The following is a 23,389-nucleotide window of genomic DNA, read 5'->3' on the forward strand; positions in this document are numbered from 1 at the left end:
ATGAACGCACCGATTGCTGCCAAGCGCCCCATCACGCGAGAGTTCCACGGCCGCAGTTTCGTCGATAACTACGAGTGGCTGCGTGAGAAAGACGCCCCGGAGACCCGCGAATACCTCGAGGCCGAAAACGCCTATACCCAAGAGCGCACCGCACACCTGGACACCTTGACGGAGAACATCTTCACCGAGGTCAAGTCCCGCATCAAGCAGACGGACATGTCCGTGCCCCAGCGTCGCGGCAAGTACTGGTACTACGGCCGTACCGAGGAGGGCAAGGAGTACGGCTATAGCTGCCGCATCCCGGTGTCGGAAGGCTCCGATCCGTGGACCCCGCCGACCATCCCGGAGACGGGGGCACCGGAAGGGGAGCAGGTGCTTCTCGACGTCAACGCGCTCGCCGAAGGCCACGACTTCTTCGCTCTGGGTGCGTCCACGGTGAGCGATTCCGGTGACCTGTTGGCCTATTCGGTCGACGTGGCCGGTGATGAGCGCTTTGAGCTCTTCATCAAGGACCTGCGCACGGGCGAGCTGTTGGAGGACCGCCTGGAAGGTATCTTCTACGGTGCAACGTGGGTGGGGGAGGAGTTCATCTTCTACACCACCGTGGATGATGCGTGGCGCCCGGATACGGTGTGGCGCCATCGCGTGGGCACCCCGCAGTCGGAGGACGTCGTGGTCATGCGTGAGGAGGATTCGCGTTTCGGCATCGGCGTGGGCACGACCCGCAGCGAGAAGTACATCATGATTGTCTCCGGCTCGAAGACGACGAATGAGGCGTGGGTGCTCGAGCAGGATAATCCGGAGGGGGAGTTCCGCTGCCTCTGGGAGCGCGAAACGGGCGTGGACTACGACGTCGACCACGCCGTGGTGGCAGGAACCGACTACTGGGTAGTCACGCACAATGCCACCGGCCCCAACTTCGCGTTGGGCTACTGTCCGGTCACTGATGATTTGCCAGCTTTGCGCGAACTTACCGTCCTCATGCCGCATGATGACACAGTGCGCATTGAGGGCGTGGATTGTTACCGCGACCAGATCGTCGTGGGCTACCGCCGCGGCGGCATCGGCCGAGCAGCGGTGATGGACGTGCGTGAAGGCTGGGCCCCTCTTAGCGAGCTCCACTTCAATGAGGAGCTCTACACCGTCGGCGTGGCCGGCAACCCGGAGTGGGATGCGCCGGTGCTGCGCGTGAGCTACACATCCTTTATCCAGCCCGCACAGCTCTTTGATTACCGCGTGGCTACGGGCGAGTACACGCTGCTCAAGGAGCAGGAAGTCCCGGGCGGCTATGACAAGGACGAGTACGTGGCCTACCGCGTCTGGTCTGAAGCACCCGATGGGACGAAGGTGCCGGTGTCCATCGTGCACCGCGCGGACCTGGACCGCACGCAACCGAACCCGACGTTGCTTTATGGCTACGGTTCCTATGAGGCGAATATGGACCCGTACTTCTCGGTCTTCCGTTTGTCTCTCATGGACCGCGGCATGATCTTCGCCATGGCGCACGTTCGCGGTGGCGGCGAGATGGGCCGTACCTGGTACGACGACGGCAAGATGCTGGCCAAGAAGAACACGTTTACGGACTTCATCGCGGTGGCTGATGACCTCATCGCGCGCCGGGTGACTACACCGGAGACCTTGGTGGCTGAAGGAGGTTCCGCCGGTGGCCTGCTCATGGGCGCGGTGGCGAACATGGCGCCGGATAGGTTCAAGGCCATCGAGGCCAACGTGCCCTTCGTGGATCCGCTGACCTCGATTCTCATGCCGGAGCTTCCGCTCACTGTGGTGGAGTGGGAGGAATGGGGCGACCCGTACCACGATCCGGAGGTCTACGACTACATGGCCTCCTATGCGCCGTACGAGAACATTGCGCCGCAGAAGTATCCGAATATTCTGGCGTTGACCTCGCTCAATGACACCCGCGTGCTGTATGTCGAGCCGGCGAAGTGGGTGGCCAAGCTTCGCGACGTTGCTACCGGCGGCGAGTTCCTCCTCAAGACTGAAATGGCCGCTGGCCATGGTGGCGTGTCCGGGCGCTATGCCAAGTGGCGGCAATCTGCATTCGAGTATGCGTGGCTGATTAACCAGGCCACGGGTGTCGAGGCCTAGAGACCGCTTGCGCTTTGTGGCTCATTAGCCACACGCCGCCCATGTGGGGGAGCGCCGAATCCCTCTCAGCGCGCGCCGGGGCGGTGGCTGTGCGATAATTTTCCTTATGCATGGCCACCTTCTGGTTTCGATTTCCAGTATCTTCGACGACACCCGAAGCCAAGCCTCCGATCTACTTAAGCAGTTCGATAAAGCTGACGTCCCTGTTTCTTTGCTGGTGGCGCCACACATCGACGGCAATTGGCACCTAGCTAAAGACGCGGCGACGCAATCCTGGCTTCGCGAGCAGGCCGAATCGGGTCGCGTGCTTATTCTCAATGGCTTTGACCAAGCGGTCCAGGGCCGCCGTGCGGAGTTCGCCAACCTGGATGCGCACGAGGCACGTCTGCGTCTCAAGGGCGCGACGCGACAGATGGCCAAGATCGGCTTTGAGCCGACCATTTTTGCACCACCGCGCTGGCGAATGTCGGAGGGAACACTAGAAGTCCTTCCCGAGTTTGATTTCGACTTTGCCGCCTCCACCCGTGGCATCCACGACCTTCGCACAGGCGAGCTCCACCAAGCCCGCAACTTGTCATTTGGTGAGGGCTTCGGTTCGGCCAAGTGGTGGCGCCGCAACATTATTCGCGCAGCAGAGCGCTCCGCCCAGCGCGGAAACACCGTGCGCCTATCGATTTCCGGCCGCAACCTCGATGACCGTAAGGTAGTTGCTGATTTCCTTAAGGCCGCCGAGCGCGCCATGGCAGCAGGCGCTAGCCCCGCTGACTATTCCGTTTTCACGCACGCCGAATAGCCCACCAACCTCTTTTTCTTTGGGGTGTGGCCGAATTAGACGCGGTGTAGGTTTGTGAACCCGTCGGGTGTGCTGGCTGCGTGTTTCACGAGCGCAATCCCCGAATTGCGGTAGCGGACGTAGGTTTCAATTGCCCCACCCGCAATCGGAGCGAGAAAAGCCTCTCTTATGAGGGGCTTGACCTGGCTGAGCAGAGACGAACTTAGCGAGTATTCCGGCGTCGCGGGTCAGTGAGTAAGTGGCAGGAAGCTCCGTCAGTAATGCTGGCGGGTGTCCGGCTGCACTGTTTGCGGCGTCTAGCGCGTACTCGGTACTACATGGGGGGGTTGGAGGCGCCACGACTCGGTGGCGTTGCGTCAACTTCTACTTGGAAAAGCTAGTTCTTGTGGCTAACTTCAAACAGATCATCGTGATGTGCATTGAAGGTGATGGGGTCTTTACAGGTTTACAGCCAACTGCCCGTGTAAACACATGCAGATAAGCGTTTGGCGCTCTTGGGGCAGAGGTTTAAAAGCGTTCATTTGTTTGAAAATGATGTTTTGCTGCTGTCATTAAATGCGCCAGCTTCTCATACGGGCGCGTACGAAAGTACGGTTCCCTCTCGAATTAGGTGTGGTTCATTGAAAAGCGTGTGCCCCCGGGAGGTTTCCCTGGGGGCACGTGCGTGTTTCTCTTAGCTCTTTAGAACCAAGAAAGTTAGGGCCAATCTACTTAACAACAATCTTTACCATTACCGGCTCGTCATTCACGGTTACTTCCTGACTACCCTCGAGCGCTCGCGCGGAGGAAAGACTGGAAAGCCCTGAACAAGATGCGTTGATGGTATGCGAACCAGGTTCCAACGCGTAGAAGTACACGCCTTTGGCATTAGTCGTGTGTACCTTTTCCTGCGAAAGGCCAAGAAGCTTACATTCGCCTGCCGGGTTACCACTGGAGGTTACAACGCGAATCGTTGATTCTCCTGCATTAGGCTTGGACTGCCCATCGTTGGGGAGGCCTTGGCCGACACTGATTGCAACAACTAGGGAAATAATGCCCAGAACGGTACCAATGAGTCCGAGAAGGTTACTGGGGTTATTAATGAGAGCTTGAACCTGAGCTGGAACCGGGATCTGTGGTTGCATTGTTTTGGATCTCCTTAATGTCATTGAAGGTATTTAGCATGCTTGGGCTTATACGTAGGGCACTGTTTTCAGGGCAGCCGAGATCGCTGATGCCATGCGTGTGAATGCCGATGGCAGCGTTGTCTGTGGCATAGACCGGAGAACCGCTTTGTCCGCCTGTGGTGTCTAAGCTATAGCAAAGTCGAGTTTGGGTTCCTGGATGAAGGATTCCGAAGAGAGAACTTCATGAGTGTCCTTTGCAGGAGAGAGATGATTTGTGGGGTGAGCTGGGGTAAGTCCCTTTCACCTTGTAGTGAATAATGAGGCATCGAAAAGGAGCCTGCAACCGTCAGGCGGTTTGATGTTGCCTTGTGCTCCCCCCAAAAAAAGGGGAGGGGTGGCCTCTTGTTTCATCGGGTCCGGCTGGTCTCTATTCAGATTCGGTTGGGGCGCAGGCCGCGCCGATGATGCCAAGCGCAGCCAGCAGGCCGAGGCCACCGACGGCGTACTGAGCTTCGCGCGGGATGTTGCGGGTCATCGACTCAATCTGCTTCCGGACAGGCTCGAAGCCCGGGATGTTGAACTGCGTGTTGGCAAACCCAAGGAAGGCAACCGGAATGGCGAGGGCTGCGGGGATGGTGAGGCCGAGGGCAGTCGGCAGGCAGTGCTCGCCGGCAGAAGAACCGGAGCTGTGAGTTGGCTTGGTGTCAACCTTGTCGTCATCGTCGGTCTGATCCGGCTCCTCCGACGGAGCCGGCTCCTCAGACGGGTCCGGCTCGTCGGTCGTGGTGCAGTCCTTGAGCTGGTTATCGGTGCGCTTCACCGTCGCAAGGTTAAAGCCCACCTTGACCGGGTCGTGGTCGGAGGAGCGGTAGGGGTTATCGGCCTCAAAGACATCGCCGCCGGTGTAGTTGCGGCGGGAGTATTCCATGGCGATGGGCTCATCGGAGTTGATGTTCCAGGTCTGCGCGGCCTGAGCATCTACGTGCTCGTTGGCCAGGATGTGGTCCAGTGAGCCGAGGCGGCCGGAGAACTGGTAGGAGGCCACGTTCTGCCAGTCCTCTTGCGCGTTGAGCTCTTCCACCGGGATGGTGTAGCCGGCGTTGCGGAAGACGGAGATGGCATCTTCCTTGGAGTAGGTGTTCAAATCACCCATGACAAAGGTGGCCTTCTTCTGCCACTGCGGTTGCTTGGCCAGCCCGTCGAGGACGGCCTGGGCGTGGGCGTTGCGCACGTTGGGGTTGTTGCCTTGGCCGTCGCCGGTATCGGCATCACCGTTCGCTACCGATCCCTTGGATTTGAAATGGTTGGTCACCACCACGAAGGAATCGGGACCTTCAACAGCGCACCTATCGGAAACAGGCTGGAACTCCGCGGCGAGCGGGGTGCGGGCGGTGCCCTTGAAGCGGGCGTCCTCAAGCAAGGTGGCCTCACCCACCGGCTTAACGCGGTCCTTCTTGTAGATGATCGCGGTGCGGATGACGTCCGTATCGGCTGACGCGTTCGCCGGGGCCTTGACGTAGTCCCATTTCTCAGAACCCGCGCGGGAGTTGAGCTCACCCACGAGGTACTTCACGGCGTCATCGTAGGAGCCCCCCACGGTATTCGCGGCGTTCTCGATCTCAGACAGGCCAATGACATCGGCATCAAGGCCCTCCAGCGCGGTGAGGATCTTGCCCTTCTGGTCATTGAACGCGGACTCGGACCACGCACCGCGGAAGGTCCCGCTATCGGAGCCCACGCCGTTGCCAAAGCGGTCCTTGTACGCCTTTGCGCCGTTGTCTTCGCCCAAGTTGATGAAGAAGTTCAGCACGTTAAACGCCGCCACGGTGTAATCGCCAGCCACCTGCGGGGCCTCTGGACGGGCCGGGTCCCACGTAATCGGCAGGTCCGCAGCGGCAGAGTCACCGGTAATCATCGCGGTGGGCTGGAAGCGCCACTGGTTGTGGCCGTAGCCCAGGATCACGCCGGAGTCAGCAAACTCCACCTGGTTGGTGGTGCGGATGGTCTTGACCTCCGAGCCGTTCTGCATGATGTAGGGCAGCTTCGTCGAGGCGCCATCACGGGAGAAGTCGCGGGTGGAGCCGTCGTCCAAAATGACGTACTTCGCCGCGTTAGCAGCCTCCATGTCCTTTTGCTCTTGGGTGCCCGGGGCGACGATGTCAGTGGGCTGACGCAGAGCCTCGGTGCCCGGTGCCAGGCCCAGCTCGCCGTAGCGGTTGAGACCGTAATTGTCGGTCACGGTGTGTACGCCAGGCTTGAGCAGCATGGACTCGAGCTTCTCGCGCTCCTCATCACCTTCCGGCAGGGCATCGATGGTCAGCGGGGTGACGGCGGGGAGGGCGTCGTCAAGCGTGGAGCCGTCGCTCAGGGCAATCTGGGTCTGCCCAAAGTACTCATCAACGGTGCCGGTGACCTCCACAGAATCTCCAATTTCTGGGTAGAAGCCGGTGCCGCCGGTGTAGACGAAGACCGCCTCAGATGCCTCGGTTGGCGCGGTCTGGCCTGTGCCCGGGGTCTGGATGGTGAAGCCGTTGAGGGACTTCTCGCCCTGCCACACCGCGGTCACCACACCTTGGGTGGTGACGTTCTGGCCCTTGAGCGGGGACTCCGCGCCGGTGCCCTGGATCTCCGGGATGGTGACGGTGGAACCCGGCTCGGCCGGGGACGGGTCCGGTTGCGGGGCTGCGCCGCCGGCAGACTTCGGCGTCGGCGCTGCACTGCTGAAGTCAGCAGCGTTGTTATCGGTGTCGGTGCCCTCGGCGTCGCGCTGCGCAGAGGTGGAGTTGTTCAGGGCTTGGGCGGGGGAGCCCTCGCTTAGCGACGCCTCTCCGTACCCCACGAGGTCCACCTCGGCCCCGGAGGCGTCGTAAAGCTTCACCGATCCTTTGGAGCCGGACAGGTTCAGGTTCCCCTCTACATCAGGGGAAGGAAGCGGCTCCCCGGTGTCGCCGCCACCTTCCTGGATGAGGAAGTAGCCCCCAGCCGGGATGGAGCCGGATAGCTCGTGCTTTCCGCCTGAGTTGCCAGAAGCGGATAGGTACTCCACGGACCAGCCAGTGAGGTCGAGGTCAGCGGAGGTGGGGTTATAAAGCTCGATGAAATCCTTAGTAAACGCCGCCCCCTTGTTGCCGCCGCCACCGTAGACCTCAGAGATAACGGCGTTGGAGCCGTCCGCCGCCGCACCGGCCTGAGGTGTGACGATGCAGGTAGAGACAAGAGCAGCGATGGCGAGTGAGCCAATGTGTGTGAGATGCATGAGAGGTTCCTTGGATAGGTGAGAACAGGACAATGCATCTCGTTCTACCCGGGTTTCGCACCGAGTGATACCGGAGCGCACTAGGTGAGCTGGGGGTTAAGGTGGGGTTCCCCAAGAATTCTTCAGCCGTTTGGTTTGAATTCATCACCCCCAAAGATTCCGAATCTTCCTTGCCGGCGGGATAGACTGGCGGGGCACCTATACTCACGCACAGTAAGGCAAAAATTTTCATGGCTCGTGTAGTTGTCAATGTCATGCCCAAGGCCGAGATTTTGGACCCGCAAGGTCAGGCCGTTGTTCGCGCGCTGGGCCGCCTGGGGGTTGCTGGTGTCAGCGACGTGCGCCAGGGCAAGCGCTTTGAAATTGAAGTCGATGACTCGGTCAGCGCCGAGGAGCTGGAGAAGGTGGCTTCCACCCTGCTGGCCAACACCGTGATCGAGGACTACGAGGTCATCCAGTAATGAAGATCGGCGTTATTACCTTCCCCGGCACGCTTGACGACGTCGACGCGGCCCGCGCCGCCCGCACCGCCGGCGCCGAAGTCGTGTCCCTGTGGCATGCGGACGAGGACCTGCGCGGCGTCGATGCCGTCGTGGTTCCCGGCGGTTTTTCCTACGGTGACTACCTGCGCTCCGGCGCGATTTCGGCGCTCGCCCCGGTGATGCGCGCGGTCGTCGATGCCGCTAACAAGGGCATGCCGGTGCTCGGCATCTGCAACGGCTTCCAGATTCTGACGGAGGCTGGCCTGCTGCCCGGCGCCCTGACCCGCAACCAGGGCCTGCATTTCCACTGCGTGGATACCTACCTCGAGGTGGAGAACGCACAGACCTCCTGGACCAGCGAGTTTGCGCAGGGGCAGCGCATCCTCATCCCGGCGAAGCACGGCGAAGGCCGTTTCCAGGCGGATGCGGAGACCGTGGAGCGCTTGGAGGGCGAGGGCCGCGTGGTTTTCCGCTATACCGATAACTTCAACGGCTCCATCAATGGCATTGCCGGCATCACCAACGAGGCCGGCAACGTGGTGGGGTTGATGCCGCACCCGGAGCATGCCATCGATCTTCTCACCGGCCCGTCCACCGACGGTCTGGGTTTGTTTGTGTCCGCCCTCAAGGTCGTCGCTTAACCCGCGCCGACGGTTAAAGGAGAAACAATGACCGTACACAACGACACCGTCGAGCAGGCATCCGCGCAGCCTGAACTGGACCAGCCCTACCGCGAATTGGGCCTGAAGGATGACGAATACGCGCACATCCGCGAGATCCTGGGTCGCCGCCCGACCGATGCCGAGCTGACCATGTACTCGGTGATGTGGTCGGAGCACTGTTCTTATAAGTCCTCCAAGGCGCACCTGCGCTACTTTGGCGAGACCATGACGGAAGAGATGGGCTCCAAGATCCTCGCCGGCATCGGTGAGAACGCCGGCGTGGTGGACATCGGAGACGGCAACGCCGTGACCTTCCGCGTGGAAAGTCACAACCACCCCTCCTACGTGGAGCCGCACCAGGGCGCCGCGACGGGCGTGGGCGGCATCGTCCGCGACATCATGGCCATGGGCGCGCGCCCGATTGCCGTGATGGATCAGCTGCGCTTCGGCCCGGCGGATGCGCCCGACACCAAGCGCGTTCTGCCGGGTGTTGTCGACGGCATTTCGCACTACGGCAATTGCTTGGGCTTGCCCAACATTGGTGGCGAAACCGTTTTTGATGAATCTTATGCTGGTAACCCGTTGGTCAACGCGTTATGCGTGGGCACGCTGAAGGTCGAGGACCTCAAGCTGGCCTTCGCTTCTGGTACCGGAAACAAGGTGATGCTCTTTGGCTCGCGCACCGGCCTCGACGGTATCGGTGGCGTGTCCGTGCTGGCGTCTGACACCTTCGAGGATGGCGCGGAGCGCAAGCTGCCAGCCGTTCAGGTGGGTGACCCGTTCGCGGAGAAGGTTCTCATCGAGTGCTGCCTGGAGCTGTACAAGTCCGGCATCGTGGTGGGCATCCAGGACTTGGGCGGTGCGGGCTTGGCCTGCGCCACCTCCGAGCTGGCTGCGTCCGGCGACGGCGGCATGGAGATCAACCTGGACAACGTCCCGCTGCGTGCGAAGAACATGACCGCAGCAGAGATCCTCGCTTCCGAGTCCCAGGAGCGCATGTGCGCCGTGGTGACCCCGGAGAACGTGGAGAAGTTCAAGGAGATCTGCGCGCACTGGGACGTCACCTGCGCCGAGATCGGTGAGGTCACCACCGGCAAGCACCTCATCATTCGCCACCAGGGCGAGGTCGTCGTCGATGCCCCGGCACACACCATCGCCAACGAGGGCCCGGTGTACGACCGCCCGTACGCACGCCCGGAGTGGCAGGATGCGCTGCAAGAATTCGAGGGCGTCGAAAAGCAGGACATCACTGTGGCGCTCAAGAAGCTCGTGGCCTCCCCGGCACTGTGTTCACGTGATTTCATCACTGAGCAGTATGACCGCTACGTACGCGGCAACACCGTGCAGTCCCACCACGCGAACGCTGGTGTTCTGCGCATTGATGAGGAGACCGGCCGCGGTATCGCGGTGTCGGCTGACGCGTCTGGCCGCTACACCAAGCTGGACCCGAACATGGGCGCACGCCTGGCTCTGGCGGAGGCCTACCGCAACGTCGCCGTCACCGGCGCCCGCCCGGTCGCCATCACCAACTGCCTCAACTATGGCTCCCCGGAAAACCCGGACGTCATGTGGCAGTTCCGCGAGTCCGTGCACGGGCTTGCCGACGGCGCCGTGGAACTCGGCATCCCCGTCTCCGGTGGCAACGTCTCCTTCTACAACCAGACCGGCGAGGAGCCGATCTTGCCGACGCCCGTCGTGGGCGTCCTGGGCGTCATCGATGACGTCCACGCGTCCATTGGCAACGAACTCGGCCTCGTGGAGGAACCGGAGGTGCTCGTTCTGCTGGGTGAGACCAAGGATGAGTTCGGCGGTTCCATCTGGCAGCAGGTGAGCGCTCATGAGCAGGGCCATGAGGCGAAGAACGGGCTCAACGGCTTGCCGCCGCAGGTCGACCTGGCTAATGAGCAGCGCCTCGCTGACTTCTTCGTGGGCAGCGAAGGCTTGACCGCCGCTCACGATATCTCCGAAGGTGGCCTCGCCGTCACCGCGTTCGAGATGGCCAAGCGCAGCGGCGTGGGCTTGAGCCTGGATCTGTCCAAGGTCCATGAGGATGCCTTCGTGGCTGCCTTCTCCGAGTCCGCCTCCCGCGTGCTCGTGGCAACGACCGCTGACCGCGTCGACATGCTGCTGCACCGCGCTGAGGAGTGCGGCGTGCCGGCCGTCGTCATCGGCCAGACCACCGACAATGGCGAGTTTGAGCTCGGCGGCGAGTCCATTGCTGTCTCCGAGCTTCGTGAGGCCTGGGCAGCAACCCTGCCGGACCTCTTTGGCCACGCGGTGGGCGCCAACTCCGTCGTGGAGTAGACCTCACGCACAGTACTGCAACCGGGCAGGGTTCTCGCCAAGGCGAGGCCCTGCCCGCACTGTCTAATTGCTCCAGTCAGCGTTGTAGACTATTAGTAATAGCTGCGTACGGGGGCCGGGGAACAGAGATGGAAGACGTGAAGAGAAAAAGAGCTTTGTATGTTTTTCTCGATGAGTCGGGGGATATGCAGTTTGGTGCAAAAGCCTCCACGCACTTCCTAATCACAGCATTTTGCACTTTCAATCCAGCAGGCACTGCGATAGGACTGCAAGCGCTGAAGTATGAACTTATGGCAGCGGGGAGTAAAGACCTTGAGTTTCATGCAACAGAAAATTCGAAGGGAACGCGAAAGCGGGTAATAGACCGAATTAATGAGCTTGATCGGTGCCGTGTCCACACGATCTGGGTGGATAAGCGAATGACGCATCCGACTTACCAGTCTCCACCGCAGCTTTTAGGGCTCTTTGCTGGTGCAATGGGGAAGTGGATTAATGCGGTGTGGGGAGACTCAGAGGTAAGCGACGTAATCTTAATTTTCGACTCGGTTCTTACTGGCAAGGAAAGATCGGCATTTGAAAAGAGGATAAAGCCTCTGTTGAAAGGCCTACAGCTAAAGTTCCGTGTGCTCTTTCATCCAGTAAAACAGGATTTGAACGGTCAGATTGCTGACTACTTTTCTTGGTCCTGGTTTCAGAAAATGGAACGAGGCAAGGGACAGTACGTTCAAGCACTTTCGCAGCGGCACAATTGGGATCAATTCAATATGTTTTCGGCGGGAAAGACCTATTACTGGAGTGGCCCGGTCCGAAAATAAGCGACCGCCCCACCTACCGGCGTAAGCCGGAAAGCCTTCAGGGGCTCTTTCAGTGGGGCGGAACCTTTCGCCTTGAGTTTAGACCTTCATCGTGTGGGGAGGCAAGGGAGCTATTAGGAAATGCCGAAGGCAGGAGCGAGGGGCCGGCCCCGCCCGCCGTGAGGCGGCAACCTCCTAGGAACCAACCAATTAAGCGCCGATGGTGCGGGCGATGGTCTGGTCCCAGCTCAGCTTCATCTGGTGGGAGAAGAGGTTGAAGGTGTGCGAGCCCTGGGGGCTGAAGTAACGGTTCACTCGCACCCCGGCATTGCGGGCGTTGCGGGTGAATTCCTCTGAGCACTGGTTAGCAACCGTCTCTACCGCGCGGGGTCCGAGCCATTGGCCGGGGTTATTGGTCCCATCGATGGGACCCGGGGTGCCGGAGGCCGAGCCCACGAAGACCTCGACGTCGCGCAGGCGCCCAGGGTTGGCGTTGGGGTCGTGCTCGAACCACTGCGGGGAGCCCGGCAGGCCCCACGCATTGAAGGAGGATCCGCCGCCATAGGCGATCATCGCGGTGGAGGTGGGGAAGCCAATCGCACCGGAGCGCACCGGGCAGCCGGAGTAGGAGGCTGCTGCTTTGTAGCGCTGTGGGGCGTGGCCGGCGATGTCGAGTGCGGCGCCGCCCGTGGAAGAAATGCCGCCGATGGCATCGCGGCCGGTGCCGTGGAATTCGGCGTCGATCAGCGGGGGCAACTCAGCGGTCATGTATGTGTTCCACTTGTTGACACCCAGGATGGGGTCCTCGGCATTCCAATCGGTGTAGAGGGAATAGGCGCCGCCGAGCGGCATAACGACGTTGACGTTCTTGCCCACGGCCCAATTGCGGATATCAGAGTGGGTCATCCAGTTCATGCCGGCCTGGCCGCCTTCCACTCCGGGCAGCAGGTAGAAGGAGGGGCGCGGCTTATCGCCCTCGGGGAGCAGGACGTTATTAGAAATCACCGCACGGTTGGCAGGGGACCACACGTCTACCACCCAGTGGTTGCCACCCATGTGGCGCTTTGAGGTAATGAAGGCCTTGTCACCGAGCCAGGGCTGCGGGTTGGTCACGCGCGAGGAAACCTCGCCGATGGTGCTGGACTGTGCGGAAGCGGAGCCGACGCCTGCCGACGCCGCCCCCAGCGCCACCATGGCAGCTGCGAACAGCGCCGCGGTGCGGCGAGAGCGTGAGACAAAGGAAAGCATAATGTGGGTAGTTTACGTGGCCAGCGCCCTCGAACTGCAAATATTGGAAGAAAAACTGGTGAAAACTGTTGCTCCACCCTTGTCTGCCACAATGCTCGTCCGTATAGTTACGGGTACGTAAGTTTTGGGAGTGAATGCGTTATACGCATGACCCGCATCTCAGGCAAGGCAAGGCCCCCACTATGAACGCACCCAGTGCTCAGAAATCGTCCCCGCAAGAATTTCCAGTTGAAGAAGGCTCTGTGCAGGAAAGCAGCACGATAGAGCAGCTCATCCAGCGCACGTACTGGATGGCGGACCGCGGCCCGCGCCCACTGACGCGCGGCTGGGGCCACTTCTTTGCGGCCATCGCCTCCCTGATTGCATCGACGGTTTTGATTACCTTTGCGTGGATGACACTGCCGTGGTGGCAGGGGCTCGCGGTGACGGTCTACGGCGTCGGCGTGGTGGGTCTCTTTACGGTCTCGGCGTTGTACCACCGCTGGCCGTGGGTGACCATGCGGGCGGTGCAGTGGTGGCGCCGGGCGGACCATGCCACCATTTCCGTCTTTATTGCCGCGACGTACACGCCGCTGTGTGCCATCGTTCTAGAGCCAACGCAGGCGTTATGGATGCTGACCTCGGCGTGGGTGGGCGCCATCATGGGCGTCATCTTGAATCTGGTGTGGATTAATCACCCACGCTGGCTGGACGTGGTGGTTTACCTCGTGCTGGGCTGGCTCATCCTGCCGCTATTGCCGAACCTGTGGCAGTCCGCAGGACCGGCTGTGGTGTGGCTTCTCTTTGCCGGCGGCGTGGTCTATTCAGTGGGTGCGTTGATGTACGGCTTCAAGTGGCCGGGGCGCAACGCGCGCTGGTATGGCTACCACGAGCACTTCCACACCGCGACGATTGCCGCGGCGGTGGTGCACATGGTAGCCATCTGGATGGTTGTTGCGGGCTAGCCGAATACGGGGGCTAGCTTCACGGAATTTATGGGGATGGAGCTTATTCAGCGTCGGTGAGGTCCTCCGCGAGGGGGAATTCGACGACTAGGCCTTGGCACAGCACGCGTGCGTTAGGGTTGCCATCCCACGTGGGATTAAAGCCAACCGCACGCAGCGCTTCGACGAGTAGCTCGCCAACGGCCACAGGTGTGCTGAGCTCGGCATCGGTTCTCATGGTGCCGAAACCAAAGAAGAGGTCTCCGGTGTGGATTAACCTGTCGACGTCCTGCATGTGGCAATAAACATATCCTGCGGCACCGTCTTCTTCCGCCTTTTCGGCGCCGCATTCAGCGCCGTCGGAGGCGTCCCAGCCCTCGTCGAAGCTGAAGGCTAGGTTGCGCTGTTGCAGCTCATCACGGAGGGCGTCGAGGCGCTGTGCGTCTGCGGACTTCTCTGTGACCTTCTGTGCGTACTTAGCGGCAACTTCGTCAATGATGGAATCGAAATCTTCCGGGAAGGGATCCGTGCGCACTGTCGTCCACTCGGAAGGATCGTCGAGAAGCTCAATAAAGTCGTTGTGAATGTCCTGGCGTGAATGGCCGTGGCACAGATGCAGCGAGATGTCGTTGCGAAGGGTTCCGGAGACCAAGATGTCTTCGGAAGGCGGGAAGGAACTGGAGAACATGGAGTGTGGTGTGGTCATGCCTGTGGATGGTAGATGCGTGATGCTGACAGTCGTTGAAAGCAGGGAGGGCACCCCGCCAGGTGGCGGAGGTGCCCTCGAGATGCGTGGCGTGACTACACGTGGAGCGGATCCACACCGGCCTCGGTGAGCATCGGGATGTTGTGCACCTCAGGCGGAACGCCGAAGGCATCCACGAGAACGACGGACCATGGTGCGAGCGAATCGACGAGGTCGTTGATAGCAGCGCGGGCGGCCTTCATGCGGCCGGCCGGAATCAGGTTGTGCTCCTGGTACCAGCCCGCGTGCTGAACCAAGGTGTCGAAGACGAAGAGGTGGCGCAGCTGCTCGAAGACCTGGCGTGCCAGCGAACCTTCCTCAAGGCGCTCTTCTGCCTCAATCATGGCCTGGACCAACAAGGTATCCACGCGGGCCCAGCCGGCGGCGATGAGGTGATCCTGGCACTGATCCACGATGGCGGCGGCCTGCACCTTATCGGCCTTGCGAGCCGGCTGGATGCGGCGCACGAGGGAGAAGAGGATGGACTGGGCGCGATCGTCGATCAGCTTGGCCTGGTAGGTGGCGTCGAAAAGCGAGGCCTCTGAAGGATTCACGCGGTCCACCAGGCCTTGCAGGCGAGTAGTGAACCCGTAGCGGCGGCGAACCACATCGGTGGCGGTGGTAGCCGCGTACTTCACGGTGTCCCACGGGCTCATGTCATTCATCGCGCGACCATAGGCGGTGAGCAGGTTCTTGCCCACCATCTGAATGAGCACAGTGTTATCGCCCTCGAAGGTAGCGAAGACATCGGAATCGGCGCGGTAGGTGGTCAGGCGGTTCTCGGACATGTAGCCGGCGCCACCGCAGGCCTCGCGGCACTCTTGGATAGTGCGGGTGGCGTGCTGGGTCTGCGCGGATTTGATGGCAGCTGCTAGGGATTCCATCTCACGGGAGGCAAACTTCTGCTCTTCGGTCGGCTCCGTCACAGACCAGGTGCCAGCCTCGTGCTGATCGTTTTGCTCCTGGTAGCGCTCCAGAATTTGGTTGTAGAGCAGGTGCAGCGCGTATGTACGGGCCAGCGGAATGAGCAGGCGGCGGCGGTGCTGGCGGTGCTCAATGAGGCGCTTCTCGGCGCCGGTCGCGCCCTCGAACTGACGACGGCGGTTGGCGTAGCGGATGGCGATGTCCAGGGAAGCCTCGGTGGCGGCGCCCGCTGCGCCGGATACGCCGATGCGGCCGCGGATGAGAGTGCCCAGCATGGTGAAGAAGCGAGCATTCTTGGACTCGATGGGGGAGGAGTACTTGCCCTTCTCGTCCACATCGGCGAAGCGGTTGAGTAGGTTCTCGCGCGGCACGCGGACGTTGTCGAAGCGCAAGGTGCCATTATCGACGCCTACCAAACCACCCTTGTGGCCATGATCGCCCAAGGTAACGCCTGGCAGCTCGTTGCCTTCTTCATCGCGGATGGGGACGATGATGGCGTGGACGCCGTGGGAGCGGCCGTCGCTATCTGGGGTGATGAGCTGGGTGAAGACGACTGCGGCGCGGCCATCCTTGGCGGCGTTACCGATGTAGTTCTTCACCGCGGAATCGGAGGGGGTGTTGATGATGAACTCATCGGTCTCCGGGTCGAAGGTGGCGGTGGTCTCGAGGGATTGCACATCGGAACCATGGCCGCGCTCAGTCATGGCGAAACAGCCCGGCAACTCCAGGCTGGCGGCCTTCTCAACCCACTTGAGGTGGCGCTCGGTGCCTAGCTGATCCAGCGCTCCACCCCACAGGCCCCACTGCACACCGGACTTAATCGCCAGCGAACCGTCGACCCACGCCAAGCCTTCGAGGGTGAAGGTGGAGAGATTTGGCTTTCCGGCACCGCCGTTGGCGCGGCGCAGGCCGTGGTTGAATCCGCCGAAGTCACAAACTTTGGAGAGGTTCTCAAAGGTGTGTTGGCGCTGCTCCGCCATGGGCAGATCCGGGTTCGGGAAGAGCGAAGGATCGTTGAGGAAGGTGCGCAGCTCCTGGCGGAAGGCGGCGTGGGGGCCGTCGAGAAGCGCGGCAAGTTCGGTGGCAACAGCAGGCTTCGGGGTGGTGGGCAGGCGGTGTGGGCTGCGGGCCTCGGCCTTGGGGGCGTCGGTGGAGGCCTGGTTGTTGAGCTCCGGGGAGATGGACTTTTTGTCAGCGGAAGACTTGGTCAGTGGCATGGTGAAGGTCCTTTCTGGGAGGCTTTTCTTAACGTTCAACGATGGCCGCGACGCCCTGACCGCCGGCGGCGCAGATGGAAATGAGGGCCCGTCCGCCGCCGTTTTCTTCGAGAATCTTGGCGGTGGTGGCGAGGATTCGGGCGCCGGTGGCGGCGAAGGGGTGGCCGGCGGCCAGGGAGGAGCCCTTGACGTTGAGCTTGGCGCGGTCGATGGGGCCTAGCGCGGACTGTAAACCGAGGCGTTCGCGGCAGTAGGTCTCGTCCTCCCATGCGGACAGGGTGGCCAAGACCTGGGAGGCGAAGGCCTCGTGGATCTCGTAGAAATCGAAATCCTGCAGGCTTAGGTTGTTGCGCTCGAGCAGGCGCGGGACCGCGTAGGTGGGGGCCATGAGCAGGCCGTCGGGACCGTGGACAAAGTCGACGGCCGCGGTCTCTGAGTCCACGAGGAAGGCACGGGGCTCGATGTTGTGCTCGGCCGCCCATTCCTCGGAGCTGAGGAGGGCGACGGAGGCGCCGTCGGTCAGCGGCGTGGAATTGCCTGCGGTCATCGTTGCCTGCGTGCCGTGTTGCTCAGCATCGCGCTTGCCGAAGACCGGCTTGAGCTTGGCCAAGGACTCCAGGGAGGAATCCGGGCGCAGGTTGGTATCGCGGTTGACGCCGAGGAAGCCCGTGGTGAGGTCTTCAAAGAAGCCTTCCTCCCAAGCCTTGTGGAGGTTCTGGTGGGAGGCGAGCGCCAACTCATCTTGGGCCTCGCGGCCGATGTTCAATTCACGGGCGGTGATGGCGGCGTGATCACCCATGGAGAGTCCGGTGCGCGGCTCACCGTTCTGTGGCTGTTCCGGGGCCAGCTGCGAGGGGCGGATAGAGCCGATGAGCTGGGCACGCTGCGCAGCGGTCTTGGCGCGGGTGAGGTTGAGCAGCGTGCGGCGCAGCGTGTCATTGACGGCCAGCGGGGCATCCGAGGTGGTGTCCGTTCCGCCCGCGATGCCGGCGGAGATTCGGCCTTGGGCAATGGCATCACCGACGTGGATAGCTGCCGCAAGAGAAGTGCAGCAGGCCTGTTGTACATCGATGGCGGGGGTCGTGGAGTCGAGGGCGGAGCCTAGAACGACTTCGCGGGTGAGGTTGAAATCGCGGGAGTGCTTGAGCACAGCGCCGGCGGCGACGAGGCCGAGGCGTTCGTCGTGAAGCCCGTAGCGTGCGACGAGTCCATCCAGCGCACTGGTGAGCATGTCTTGGTTGGACGCGTGGGCGTACTGCTTATTGGAACGAGCAAATGGGATGCGGTTGCCACCCAGGATGGCTACGCGGTGCGGGGGTTGGTCATTAAAAAGCTCCTTCGCGAGTGGTCTCGTGCGAATCATCCCAGCGGGAGGGGGTAGCAACCCGGCTGTTCGTTTCGCGTCACAACTAAAGTGATATTGTTAGTTCTATCACTCAATTAACTAACCTTGCAACCAGCTCAACAAAGCTCGCAAGGTTGTGAAGAATCGAGAAAGGAACATGCCAGCCTATGCTGAACGTCACAATTGCTGAGAAGCTCATCAACTCACCGCTCGCCGCCAAAGCAGGAGTACCCCAAGGTCATCCCCTGCGCCGCCACAAGGCTGGGGAACCAGCACTCGATGGCCCCATCGTCATCGGCGGCCAGGGGCGCATCGCTGAGTTTCTGAGTTCTCAGCTAGCCGTGGACTACCAGGTCATCAATGCTTCCGCGGAGGCGAAGCGGGCCGCCCTCGTCTTCGACGCCACCGGCCTGGAGACCCCAGAGCAGCTGCGTGAGCTCTATGACTTCTTCAACCCGCAGATGCGCAACCTCCTGCCGTGCGCGCGCTTGGTGGTCATCGGCACCACCCCGGAAGCTGCGGACACTATCGACGCCCGCATTGCCGCCCGCGCACTCGAAGGGTTCACCCGTTCCCTGGCCAAGGAAATGCGCAAGGGCGGTACCGTGAACCTGGTCTGGGCAGACCCCGCTGCCACCACAGAGGTGGAGTCCACGCTCCGCTTCTTCCTTTCTGGCAAGTCGGCCTTCGTGGACGGGCAGGTTGTGCGCGTCAGTGCCCAGGGGCACGATTCTCCGGCAACCAATGGCGAAGCGCAGAACTGGGAGCAGCCGCTCGACGGGCGGCTGGCGGTGGTGACCGGTGCTGCCCGCGGCATCGGCGCCACCATTGCTGAGGTGCTGGCGCGCGATGGTGCCAGCGTCATCTGCATCGACGTTCCGCAGGCCAGCGAGCATTTGGCCAAGACCGCGAACAAGGTCAAGGGCACCGCGCTGCCTCTCGACGTCACCGACCCCCAGGCCGCAGACAAGATTGCCCAGCACGCGCAGGAGCGCCACGGCCGAGCCATTGACGTCATCGTCCACAACGCCGGAATTACCCGTGACAAGCTGCTGGCCAACATGAATGAAGGCCAGTGGGACTCTGTTCTTGCCGTTAACCTCTTGGCGCCGGTTCGCATTACCGAAAGCCTCTTGGAATCCGGTTCCCTCGCGCCGGGTGCCGCAGTGATTGGTGTGTCCTCTATGGCTGGCATTTCCGGCAACCGCGGTCAGACCAACTACGCCACGACCAAGGCCGGCATCATTGGCCTCGTTGATTCCTTGCGCTCAGTGTTGGCGGAGAACGGCTCCACCATCAACGCCGTGGCGCCGGGCTTTATTGAAACCGCCATGACCGCGGCGATGCCGACCGGGCCGCGCGAGATCGGCCGCCGCCTGAACTCACTGCAACAGGGTGGTTTGCCTGTCGACGTCGCGGAGACCGTCGCCTTCTTCGCCTCGCCGGCCTCCGCGGCGGTGAGCGGCAACACCGTCCGCGTCTGTGGTCAGAACCTCATGGGAGCCTAAATGAACGTCACCACACTCAACGAGATTCCGGACCTTCCCGCCCTGTACCGCAGCCTCATGCTGGGTGCGGTCCCCATCCCCGGGCTGGGGGCGGGCAAGCGAAAGGTTGAGGACTCGCAGACCGCGTACCGCGTCGACAGCGTAGGCGTCGACACCGAGCACCTGGCTCGCTACTGCCAGGCCACGGGCCTGCGGCTGAGCAACGAGCTGCCTGCTACCTATCTCTACGCGCTGGCCTTCCCGCTCGCCATTAAGGTCATGGCAGCACCGGACTTTCCGTTCCCAGCTGTGGGCGTGGTGCATCTGTCCAACCGCATCGAGCAGAAACGCCCGCTGCGCGTCGACGAGCGCTGTGACATCGCGGTGCACGCGGAAAACCTGCGCCCGCACCGCAAAGGGTTGGTCATCGATATGGTGACCACGTACAGCGTTGGCGGCGAGGAGATCTGGCGCCAGACATCAGTCTTCCTCGGCCAGGGGGCGAAGTTTACGAAGGACACCCCGCGCCAAGTGAGAACACGTCCGGAGGCCGAGCGCTTCCTCGACTTCCCCGGCGATGAGGCGGGAACGCCTACGGCAACGCTGCGATTTAGCCCCGAAAGCACCCGCGTCTATGCCGCGGCATCGGGCGATAAGAACCCCATTCACGTGTCCACGGTGGGTGCCAAACTCTTCGGATTCCCCGCGCCCATCGCGCACGGCATGTACACGCACGCTCGCATGCTGTCGGTGCTCGACGGCACCCTCCCCGGTGCTGTGCGCATCAGCGCGGACTTCTACAAGCCCGTCATCCTTCCGGCGACCACGGGAGTGTTTGTGGCTCCGAGCGTCGCCACAAACAGTGAGATCGGAGCCCGCACCGTCACCTTGCGCAAGGCCAAGGACCCAAGCTCCCTCCACGTGGCGTGCCGGGTTGAGCCTCTAGAGTAGGCGCGGCCCGGTGGATGAGCCTCTGGCTCATCCACCGGCTAATCCACGTGTTGGTGCTTTGGTGCCACCACCAGTGGCTTCGGGGAGTACTTGCCGCGCAGGCCGCGAAGGATGCCGGCGTGCTCCCAGAGGCGCTTGTCTTCCTCGGTGCGGGGAGTGAATTGGCGGGCAGCTAGCGGCTGCCAGTCAGCGTCCATCGCCATGTAGGAGACGGTGGCGTGGATGGCGGTCTCCAGTTTTTCGCGGCCGCCGCGCGGGTTGCCCGAGCGCACGTGGACGGACATCTGCATCGAGCGGGTATCCGTGCGCATCATGCGGGCATCCACCTCGATGAGATCTCCAATATGGATTGGCCGGTAGAAGCGGATTCCGCCGGCATAGACCGCGACGGTGTGCTCGCCGGACCACTCCATGGTGCAGGCGGCGCCCGCCTCATCAATCCATTCCATGGCGGTGCCGCCGTGGACGTTGCCGCCCCAGTTGACGTCGGTGGGCTTGGCCAAGAAGCGGTTGACCATGCGGGGAGCGTCAGACGGGCCGTCATAAGTCTGCTTTTCCATCTCTGCTTCGATGGCTTTGCGCAGCTCGATGCGGGATTCCGCGGCCTCCCATACGCGCTGGTGCTCAGTGGAATCCGGAACGAGCGGCGGAACGGCCATCGACTTTCCGGTCTCGGTGTCCTTGGCCACGAAGATGACGAGGCAGTCGCAGGCGCGCGTGAAGATGCCATCGCGCGGGTCAGCGGAGAGCACTTCGTTGACGATGTGCATGGAGGACCGCCCGGTCATCGCGATGCGCGAGCGTACCTCTACCAAGTGGCCCGAAGGGATCGGGCGCGTGAAGTGAATGTGGCCCACGTAGGCCGTCACGCAGTAGGTACCGGACCATTGAACCGCGCACGCATAGGCGGCCTTATCGATCCATTCCAAAACACGCCCGCCGCCGATGCCTTGGGCGCCGGCGATGGTGAGATCTGTCGGGGCGGCCATAAACCGCAGCGTGATTGAGGGAGACTTCCCGGTCGGGACAGGCTTCTTTTCTTCCGAGGAGCTTGGTGGCATGGTTGGTGACATGGATAACAAAGTATCAGGGAGTGTGCATAGCGTATGAAAAAGGCCGTTGATGCCGCCACCACCCGTGCTGCCGTCGAAGCGGTGGCGGAGTGGATCCGTGACCCTGAGAGGACCGAAAAACCAGGTCGCTCTGCTCTGGCAAAGGCCACCCGCACTACGGCCCGCCTGGTGGAGGCGGACGCGCCGGGACATTCCGTGGAGTTGCGGGTCCCCCCATTCGTGGCAGTCCAGTGCATCGCCGGTCCCCGGCATACCCGGGGTACCCCTCCGAATGTGGTGGAGATGGATCCCCTGACATGGTTGCAGCTGGCCACGGGAGTCATTGGCTGGGAGCAGGCGCTTAACGCTGGCCGCGTAGACGCCTCCGGATCCCGCTCCCACGACATTGCAGCCTGTTTGCCCGTGATTCCGTTAGTTTTCACAGGCCCAAACAGCTAGGATTGGCGCCGTGGTAGCTGAACACGTCCAGAGCATGACTAAGCCCTTGTCGACGGATCCCAGCCTGGATCCGGAACCCCGCGAAGAATGCGGAGTCTTCGGTGTTTGGGCACCAGGAGAAGAGGTTTCGAAGCTAACCTACTTCGGGCTTTTCGCCCTCCAACACCGCGGACAGGAGGCCGCCGGTATCGCGGTGGGCGATGATGATCGCATCGTCGTCTTTAAGGATATGGGCCTTGTCTCCAATGTCTTCGATGAATCAATCCTGAGCTCGCTGCATGGAAACGTGGCCGTCGGCCACACGCGTTATTCCACCGCAGGCGGCAAGGAATGGTCGAATGTGCAGCCGATGTTCGGGACGTCGCCCAGCGGCGTTGACATCGCGCTCGGCCACAACGGAAACCTAGTAAATTACCTGGAACTGCGCGCCGAGGCCGTGCGGCGCGGGCTGATTAAGCCACAGGAAGAGTCCGTCTCGGATTCCATGTGCCTGTCCATCTTGTTGGCGGACGGCGTCAACGAGGACAACACCGTCTTTGATTCGGCCCTGCACTTGTTGCCTACCGTACAAGGTGCGTTCTGCCTGACCTTTACGGACGGGCACACTCTCTATGCCGCACGCGATCCGCATGGCGTGCGCCCGCTTGCCCTGGGCAGGCTCAACACGGGCTGGGTGGTAGCCAGCGAGACCTGTGCGCTCGACATCGTCGGCGCGCAGTTTATCCGGGAGATCGAACCGGGCGAGCTCGTTGCCATCGATGAGACCGGAATCCGCTCCGAGCGCTTCGCCGAGACCAAGCGCCATGGTTGTGTCTTCGAATACGTCTACCTAGCTCGGCCCGATACGAATATCAAGGGCCGTTCTGTCAACGCCACGCGCGTGGAAATTGGGCGGCGCCTAGCGCGCCAGTACCCGGCACCCGATGCGGACATGGTGATCCCCGTTCCCGAGTCCGGCAACCCGGCTGCCGTCGGTTATGCCCGCGAATCCGGGCTGACCTTCGCACACGGCTTGGTGAAGAACTCCTATGTGGGCCGCACCTTCATCCAGCCCACGCAGTCCCAGCGCCAGATGGGCATTCGCCTCAAACTCAACCCGCTGCGGGAGGTCATTGAAGGCAAGTCCATCGTCGTGGTGGATGATTCAATCGTGCGTGGTAACACGCAGCGCGCGCTGATCCGGATGTTGCGGGAAGCCGGTGCTGCCGAAGTCCACGTGCGCATCGCCTCCCCGCCGGTGAAGTGGCCGTGCTTCTACGGCATCGACTTCGCCTCCCCGGGCGAGCTCATTGCCAACGCCAACCCTTCGGATGATCCGGAAGAGGTAGCACAGACCATCTGCACCGCGATTGGCGCGGATTCGCTGGGATTTGTCTCCACCGATGAGATGGTGGCGGCTACTCAACAGCCGCGCAACGAACTGTGCTGTGCATGTTTCGACGGTAAGTACCCACTCGGACTGCCTGCCGGAAACCCCAATGCTGAGGCCGTGCGCACCCTGCAGGGCTCGACGACAACTAACGAATAAGGAC

Annotated in this window: 18 protein-coding genes; 11 read left to right on the forward strand and 7 right to left on the reverse strand. The window is 61.9% G+C overall.

Annotated features, from left to right (window positions below; all coding sequences use genetic code 11):
- Both HMPREF2792_RS07235 and HMPREF2792_RS07240 read left to right on the forward strand, forming a co-directional pair.
- On the forward strand, nt 1-2,109 hold the full coding sequence (locus HMPREF2792_RS07235; protein ID WP_070532352.1) for a S9 family peptidase: 2,109 nt from the start codon (nt 1-3) through the stop codon (nt 2,107-2,109).
- 106 nt (nt 2,110-2,215) lie between these two features.
- Nucleotides 2,216-2,902 (forward strand): DUF2334 domain-containing protein, encoded by a 687-nt coding sequence (locus tag HMPREF2792_RS07240; RefSeq protein ID WP_070532355.1) that lies wholly within the window; start codon nt 2,216-2,218, stop codon nt 2,900-2,902.
- 707 nt (nt 2,903-3,609) lie between these two features.
- Here HMPREF2792_RS07240 and HMPREF2792_RS07245 read toward each other — a convergent pair.
- Nucleotides 3,610-4,026, reverse strand: a complete 417-nt coding sequence (locus HMPREF2792_RS07245; RefSeq protein ID WP_070522883.1) for a hypothetical protein — start codon at nt 4,024-4,026, stop codon at nt 3,610-3,612.
- 409 nt (nt 4,027-4,435) lie between these two features.
- Nucleotides 4,436-7,264 carry an ExeM/NucH family extracellular endonuclease gene (locus HMPREF2792_RS07250; RefSeq protein WP_070532359.1) on the reverse strand — a complete coding sequence of 943 codons (2,829 nt, stop codon included), beginning with the start codon at nt 7,262-7,264 and terminating at the stop codon, nt 4,436-4,438.
- A gap of 230 nt (nt 7,265-7,494) precedes the next feature.
- Between HMPREF2792_RS07250 and purS the strand changes: the two genes are divergently transcribed.
- The 4 genes from purS to HMPREF2792_RS07270 all read left to right on the forward strand — a co-directional run bounded on the left by purS (nt 7,495) and on the right by HMPREF2792_RS07270 (nt 11,527).
- Entirely contained in the window at nt 7,495-7,725 is a 231-nt protein-coding gene (purS, locus tag HMPREF2792_RS07255; RefSeq protein WP_039676532.1) for a phosphoribosylformylglycinamidine synthase subunit PurS, read from the forward strand.
- On the forward strand, nt 7,725-8,387 hold the full coding sequence (gene purQ / locus HMPREF2792_RS07260; RefSeq protein ID WP_070532362.1) for a phosphoribosylformylglycinamidine synthase subunit PurQ: 663 nt from the start codon (nt 7,725-7,727) through the stop codon (nt 8,385-8,387). The genes purS and purQ overlap by 1 nt, the downstream gene beginning before the upstream one ends.
- Nucleotides 8,388-8,414: 27 nt before the next feature.
- The gene (gene purL, locus HMPREF2792_RS07265) at nt 8,415-10,712 is read left to right on the forward strand and encodes a phosphoribosylformylglycinamidine synthase subunit PurL (protein WP_070532365.1); all 2,298 of its coding nucleotides are present in this window, start codon (nt 8,415-8,417) and stop codon (nt 10,710-10,712) included.
- Between the two features lie 128 nt (nt 10,713-10,840).
- Nucleotides 10,841-11,527, forward strand: a complete 687-nt coding sequence (locus tag HMPREF2792_RS07270; RefSeq protein ID WP_070532367.1) for a DUF3800 domain-containing protein — start codon at nt 10,841-10,843, stop codon at nt 11,525-11,527.
- 189 nt (nt 11,528-11,716) lie between these two features.
- Here the strand turns inward: HMPREF2792_RS07270 and HMPREF2792_RS07275 are convergent, their stop codons facing one another.
- On the reverse strand, nt 11,717-12,754 hold the full coding sequence (locus HMPREF2792_RS07275; RefSeq protein WP_070522900.1) for an alpha/beta hydrolase: 1,038 nt from the start codon (nt 12,752-12,754) through the stop codon (nt 11,717-11,719).
- 290 nt (nt 12,755-13,044) lie between these two features.
- Here HMPREF2792_RS07275 and HMPREF2792_RS07280 point away from each other — a divergent pair, with 290 nt between their 5' ends.
- The gene (locus HMPREF2792_RS07280; RefSeq protein WP_232748491.1) at nt 13,045-13,698 is read left to right on the forward strand and encodes a PAQR family membrane homeostasis protein TrhA; all 654 of its coding nucleotides are present in this window, start codon (nt 13,045-13,047) and stop codon (nt 13,696-13,698) included.
- A 43-nt stretch (nt 13,699-13,741) separates the two neighbouring features.
- Here the strand turns inward: HMPREF2792_RS07280 and HMPREF2792_RS07285 are convergent, their stop codons facing one another.
- The 3 genes from HMPREF2792_RS07285 to HMPREF2792_RS07295 form a co-directional block, all read right to left on the reverse strand.
- Nucleotides 13,742-14,383: a DUF6891 domain-containing protein gene (locus tag HMPREF2792_RS07285; protein ID WP_070522903.1), complete on the reverse strand. Its 642-nt coding sequence runs from the start codon at nt 14,381-14,383 to the stop codon at nt 13,742-13,744.
- 95 nt (nt 14,384-14,478) lie between these two features.
- Nucleotides 14,479-16,563 (reverse strand): acyl-CoA dehydrogenase family protein, encoded by a 2,085-nt coding sequence (locus HMPREF2792_RS07290; RefSeq protein ID WP_070532369.1) that lies wholly within the window; start codon nt 16,561-16,563, stop codon nt 14,479-14,481.
- 28 nt (nt 16,564-16,591) lie between these two features.
- Nucleotides 16,592-17,926 carry an acetyl-CoA C-acetyltransferase gene (locus tag HMPREF2792_RS07295; RefSeq protein ID WP_070532372.1) on the reverse strand — a complete coding sequence of 445 codons (1,335 nt, stop codon included), beginning with the start codon at nt 17,924-17,926 and terminating at the stop codon, nt 16,592-16,594.
- A 149-nt stretch (nt 17,927-18,075) separates the two neighbouring features.
- On the opposite strand from HMPREF2792_RS07295, the gene HMPREF2792_RS07300 reads away from it, so the two are divergent.
- Both HMPREF2792_RS07300 and HMPREF2792_RS07305 read left to right on the forward strand, forming a co-directional pair.
- Nucleotides 18,076-19,416 carry a 3-oxoacyl-ACP reductase gene (locus HMPREF2792_RS07300; protein WP_070532374.1) on the forward strand — a complete coding sequence of 447 codons (1,341 nt, stop codon included), beginning with the start codon at nt 18,076-18,078 and terminating at the stop codon, nt 19,414-19,416.
- Nucleotides 19,417-20,346: a MaoC/PaaZ C-terminal domain-containing protein gene (locus HMPREF2792_RS07305; RefSeq protein WP_070532376.1), complete on the forward strand. Its 930-nt coding sequence runs from the start codon at nt 19,417-19,419 to the stop codon at nt 20,344-20,346.
- Nucleotides 20,347-20,384: 38 nt separating this feature from the next.
- Here HMPREF2792_RS07305 and HMPREF2792_RS07310 read toward each other — a convergent pair whose 3' ends face one another.
- The gene (locus tag HMPREF2792_RS07310) at nt 20,385-21,419 is read right to left on the reverse strand and encodes an acyl-CoA thioesterase (protein WP_070522918.1); all 1,035 of its coding nucleotides are present in this window, start codon (nt 21,417-21,419) and stop codon (nt 20,385-20,387) included.
- A 33-nt stretch (nt 21,420-21,452) separates the two neighbouring features.
- Between HMPREF2792_RS07310 and HMPREF2792_RS07315 the strand changes: the two genes are divergently transcribed.
- Together HMPREF2792_RS07315 and purF are read left to right on the forward strand one after the other, a co-directional pair.
- On the forward strand, nt 21,453-21,857 hold the full coding sequence (locus tag HMPREF2792_RS07315) for a sterol carrier family protein (RefSeq protein WP_070522921.1): 405 nt from the start codon (nt 21,453-21,455) through the stop codon (nt 21,855-21,857).
- A 34-nt stretch (nt 21,858-21,891) separates the two neighbouring features.
- On the forward strand, nt 21,892-23,385 hold the full coding sequence (gene purF / locus HMPREF2792_RS07320; protein WP_186312197.1) for an amidophosphoribosyltransferase: 1,494 nt from the start codon (nt 21,892-21,894) through the stop codon (nt 23,383-23,385).
- Nucleotides 23,386-23,389 lie beyond the last annotated feature (4 nt).

This window comes from Corynebacterium sp. HMSC068H04 (genome assembly GCF_001811255.1).
Classification (GTDB): Bacteria; Actinomycetota; Actinomycetes; order Mycobacteriales; family Mycobacteriaceae; genus Corynebacterium; species Corynebacterium hesseae.

What these genes read in the sequence shown, in the direction of transcription:
- HMPREF2792_RS07295 (WP_070532372.1), bottom strand. Translation starts at nt 17,926, where the DNA reads ATGATTCGCACGAGACCACTCGCGAAGGAGCTTTTTAATGACCAACCC.
- HMPREF2792_RS07270 (WP_070532367.1), top strand. Translation starts at nt 10,841, where the DNA reads ATGGAAGACGTGAAGAGAAAAAGAGCTTTGTATGTTTTTCTCGATGAG.
- HMPREF2792_RS07300 (WP_070532374.1), top strand. Translation starts at nt 18,076, where the DNA reads ATGCTGAACGTCACAATTGCTGAGAAGCTCATCAACTCACCGCTCGCC.
- purQ (WP_070532362.1), top strand. Translation starts at nt 7,725, where the DNA reads ATGAAGATCGGCGTTATTACCTTCCCCGGCACGCTTGACGACGTCGAC.
- purF (WP_186312197.1), top strand. Translation starts at nt 21,892, where the DNA reads ATGACTAAGCCCTTGTCGACGGATCCCAGCCTGGATCCGGAACCCCGC.
- purS (WP_039676532.1), top strand. Translation starts at nt 7,495, where the DNA reads ATGGCTCGTGTAGTTGTCAATGTCATGCCCAAGGCCGAGATTTTGGAC.
- HMPREF2792_RS07250 (WP_070532359.1), bottom strand. Translation starts at nt 7,264, where the DNA reads ATGCATCTCACACACATTGGCTCACTCGCCATCGCTGCTCTTGTCTCT.
- HMPREF2792_RS07235 (WP_070532352.1), top strand. Translation starts at nt 1, where the DNA reads ATGAACGCACCGATTGCTGCCAAGCGCCCCATCACGCGAGAGTTCCAC.
- HMPREF2792_RS07305 (WP_070532376.1), top strand. Translation starts at nt 19,417, where the DNA reads ATGAACGTCACCACACTCAACGAGATTCCGGACCTTCCCGCCCTGTAC.
- HMPREF2792_RS07240 (WP_070532355.1), top strand. Translation starts at nt 2,216, where the DNA reads ATGCATGGCCACCTTCTGGTTTCGATTTCCAGTATCTTCGACGACACC.
- HMPREF2792_RS07275 (WP_070522900.1), bottom strand. Translation starts at nt 12,754, where the DNA reads ATGCTTTCCTTTGTCTCACGCTCTCGCCGCACCGCGGCGCTGTTCGCA.
- HMPREF2792_RS07310 (WP_070522918.1), bottom strand. Translation starts at nt 21,419, where the DNA reads ATGTCACCAACCATGCCACCAAGCTCCTCGGAAGAAAAGAAGCCTGTC.
- HMPREF2792_RS07280 (WP_232748491.1), top strand. Translation starts at nt 13,045, where the DNA reads ATGGCGGACCGCGGCCCGCGCCCACTGACGCGCGGCTGGGGCCACTTC.
- HMPREF2792_RS07245 (WP_070522883.1), bottom strand. Translation starts at nt 4,026, where the DNA reads ATGCAACCACAGATCCCGGTTCCAGCTCAGGTTCAAGCTCTCATTAAT.
- HMPREF2792_RS07285 (WP_070522903.1), bottom strand. Translation starts at nt 14,383, where the DNA reads ATGACCACACCACACTCCATGTTCTCCAGTTCCTTCCCGCCTTCCGAA.
- HMPREF2792_RS07290 (WP_070532369.1), bottom strand. Translation starts at nt 16,563, where the DNA reads ATGCCACTGACCAAGTCTTCCGCTGACAAAAAGTCCATCTCCCCGGAG.
- HMPREF2792_RS07315 (WP_070522921.1), top strand. Translation starts at nt 21,453, where the DNA reads ATGAAAAAGGCCGTTGATGCCGCCACCACCCGTGCTGCCGTCGAAGCG.
- purL (WP_070532365.1), top strand. Translation starts at nt 8,415, where the DNA reads ATGACCGTACACAACGACACCGTCGAGCAGGCATCCGCGCAGCCTGAA.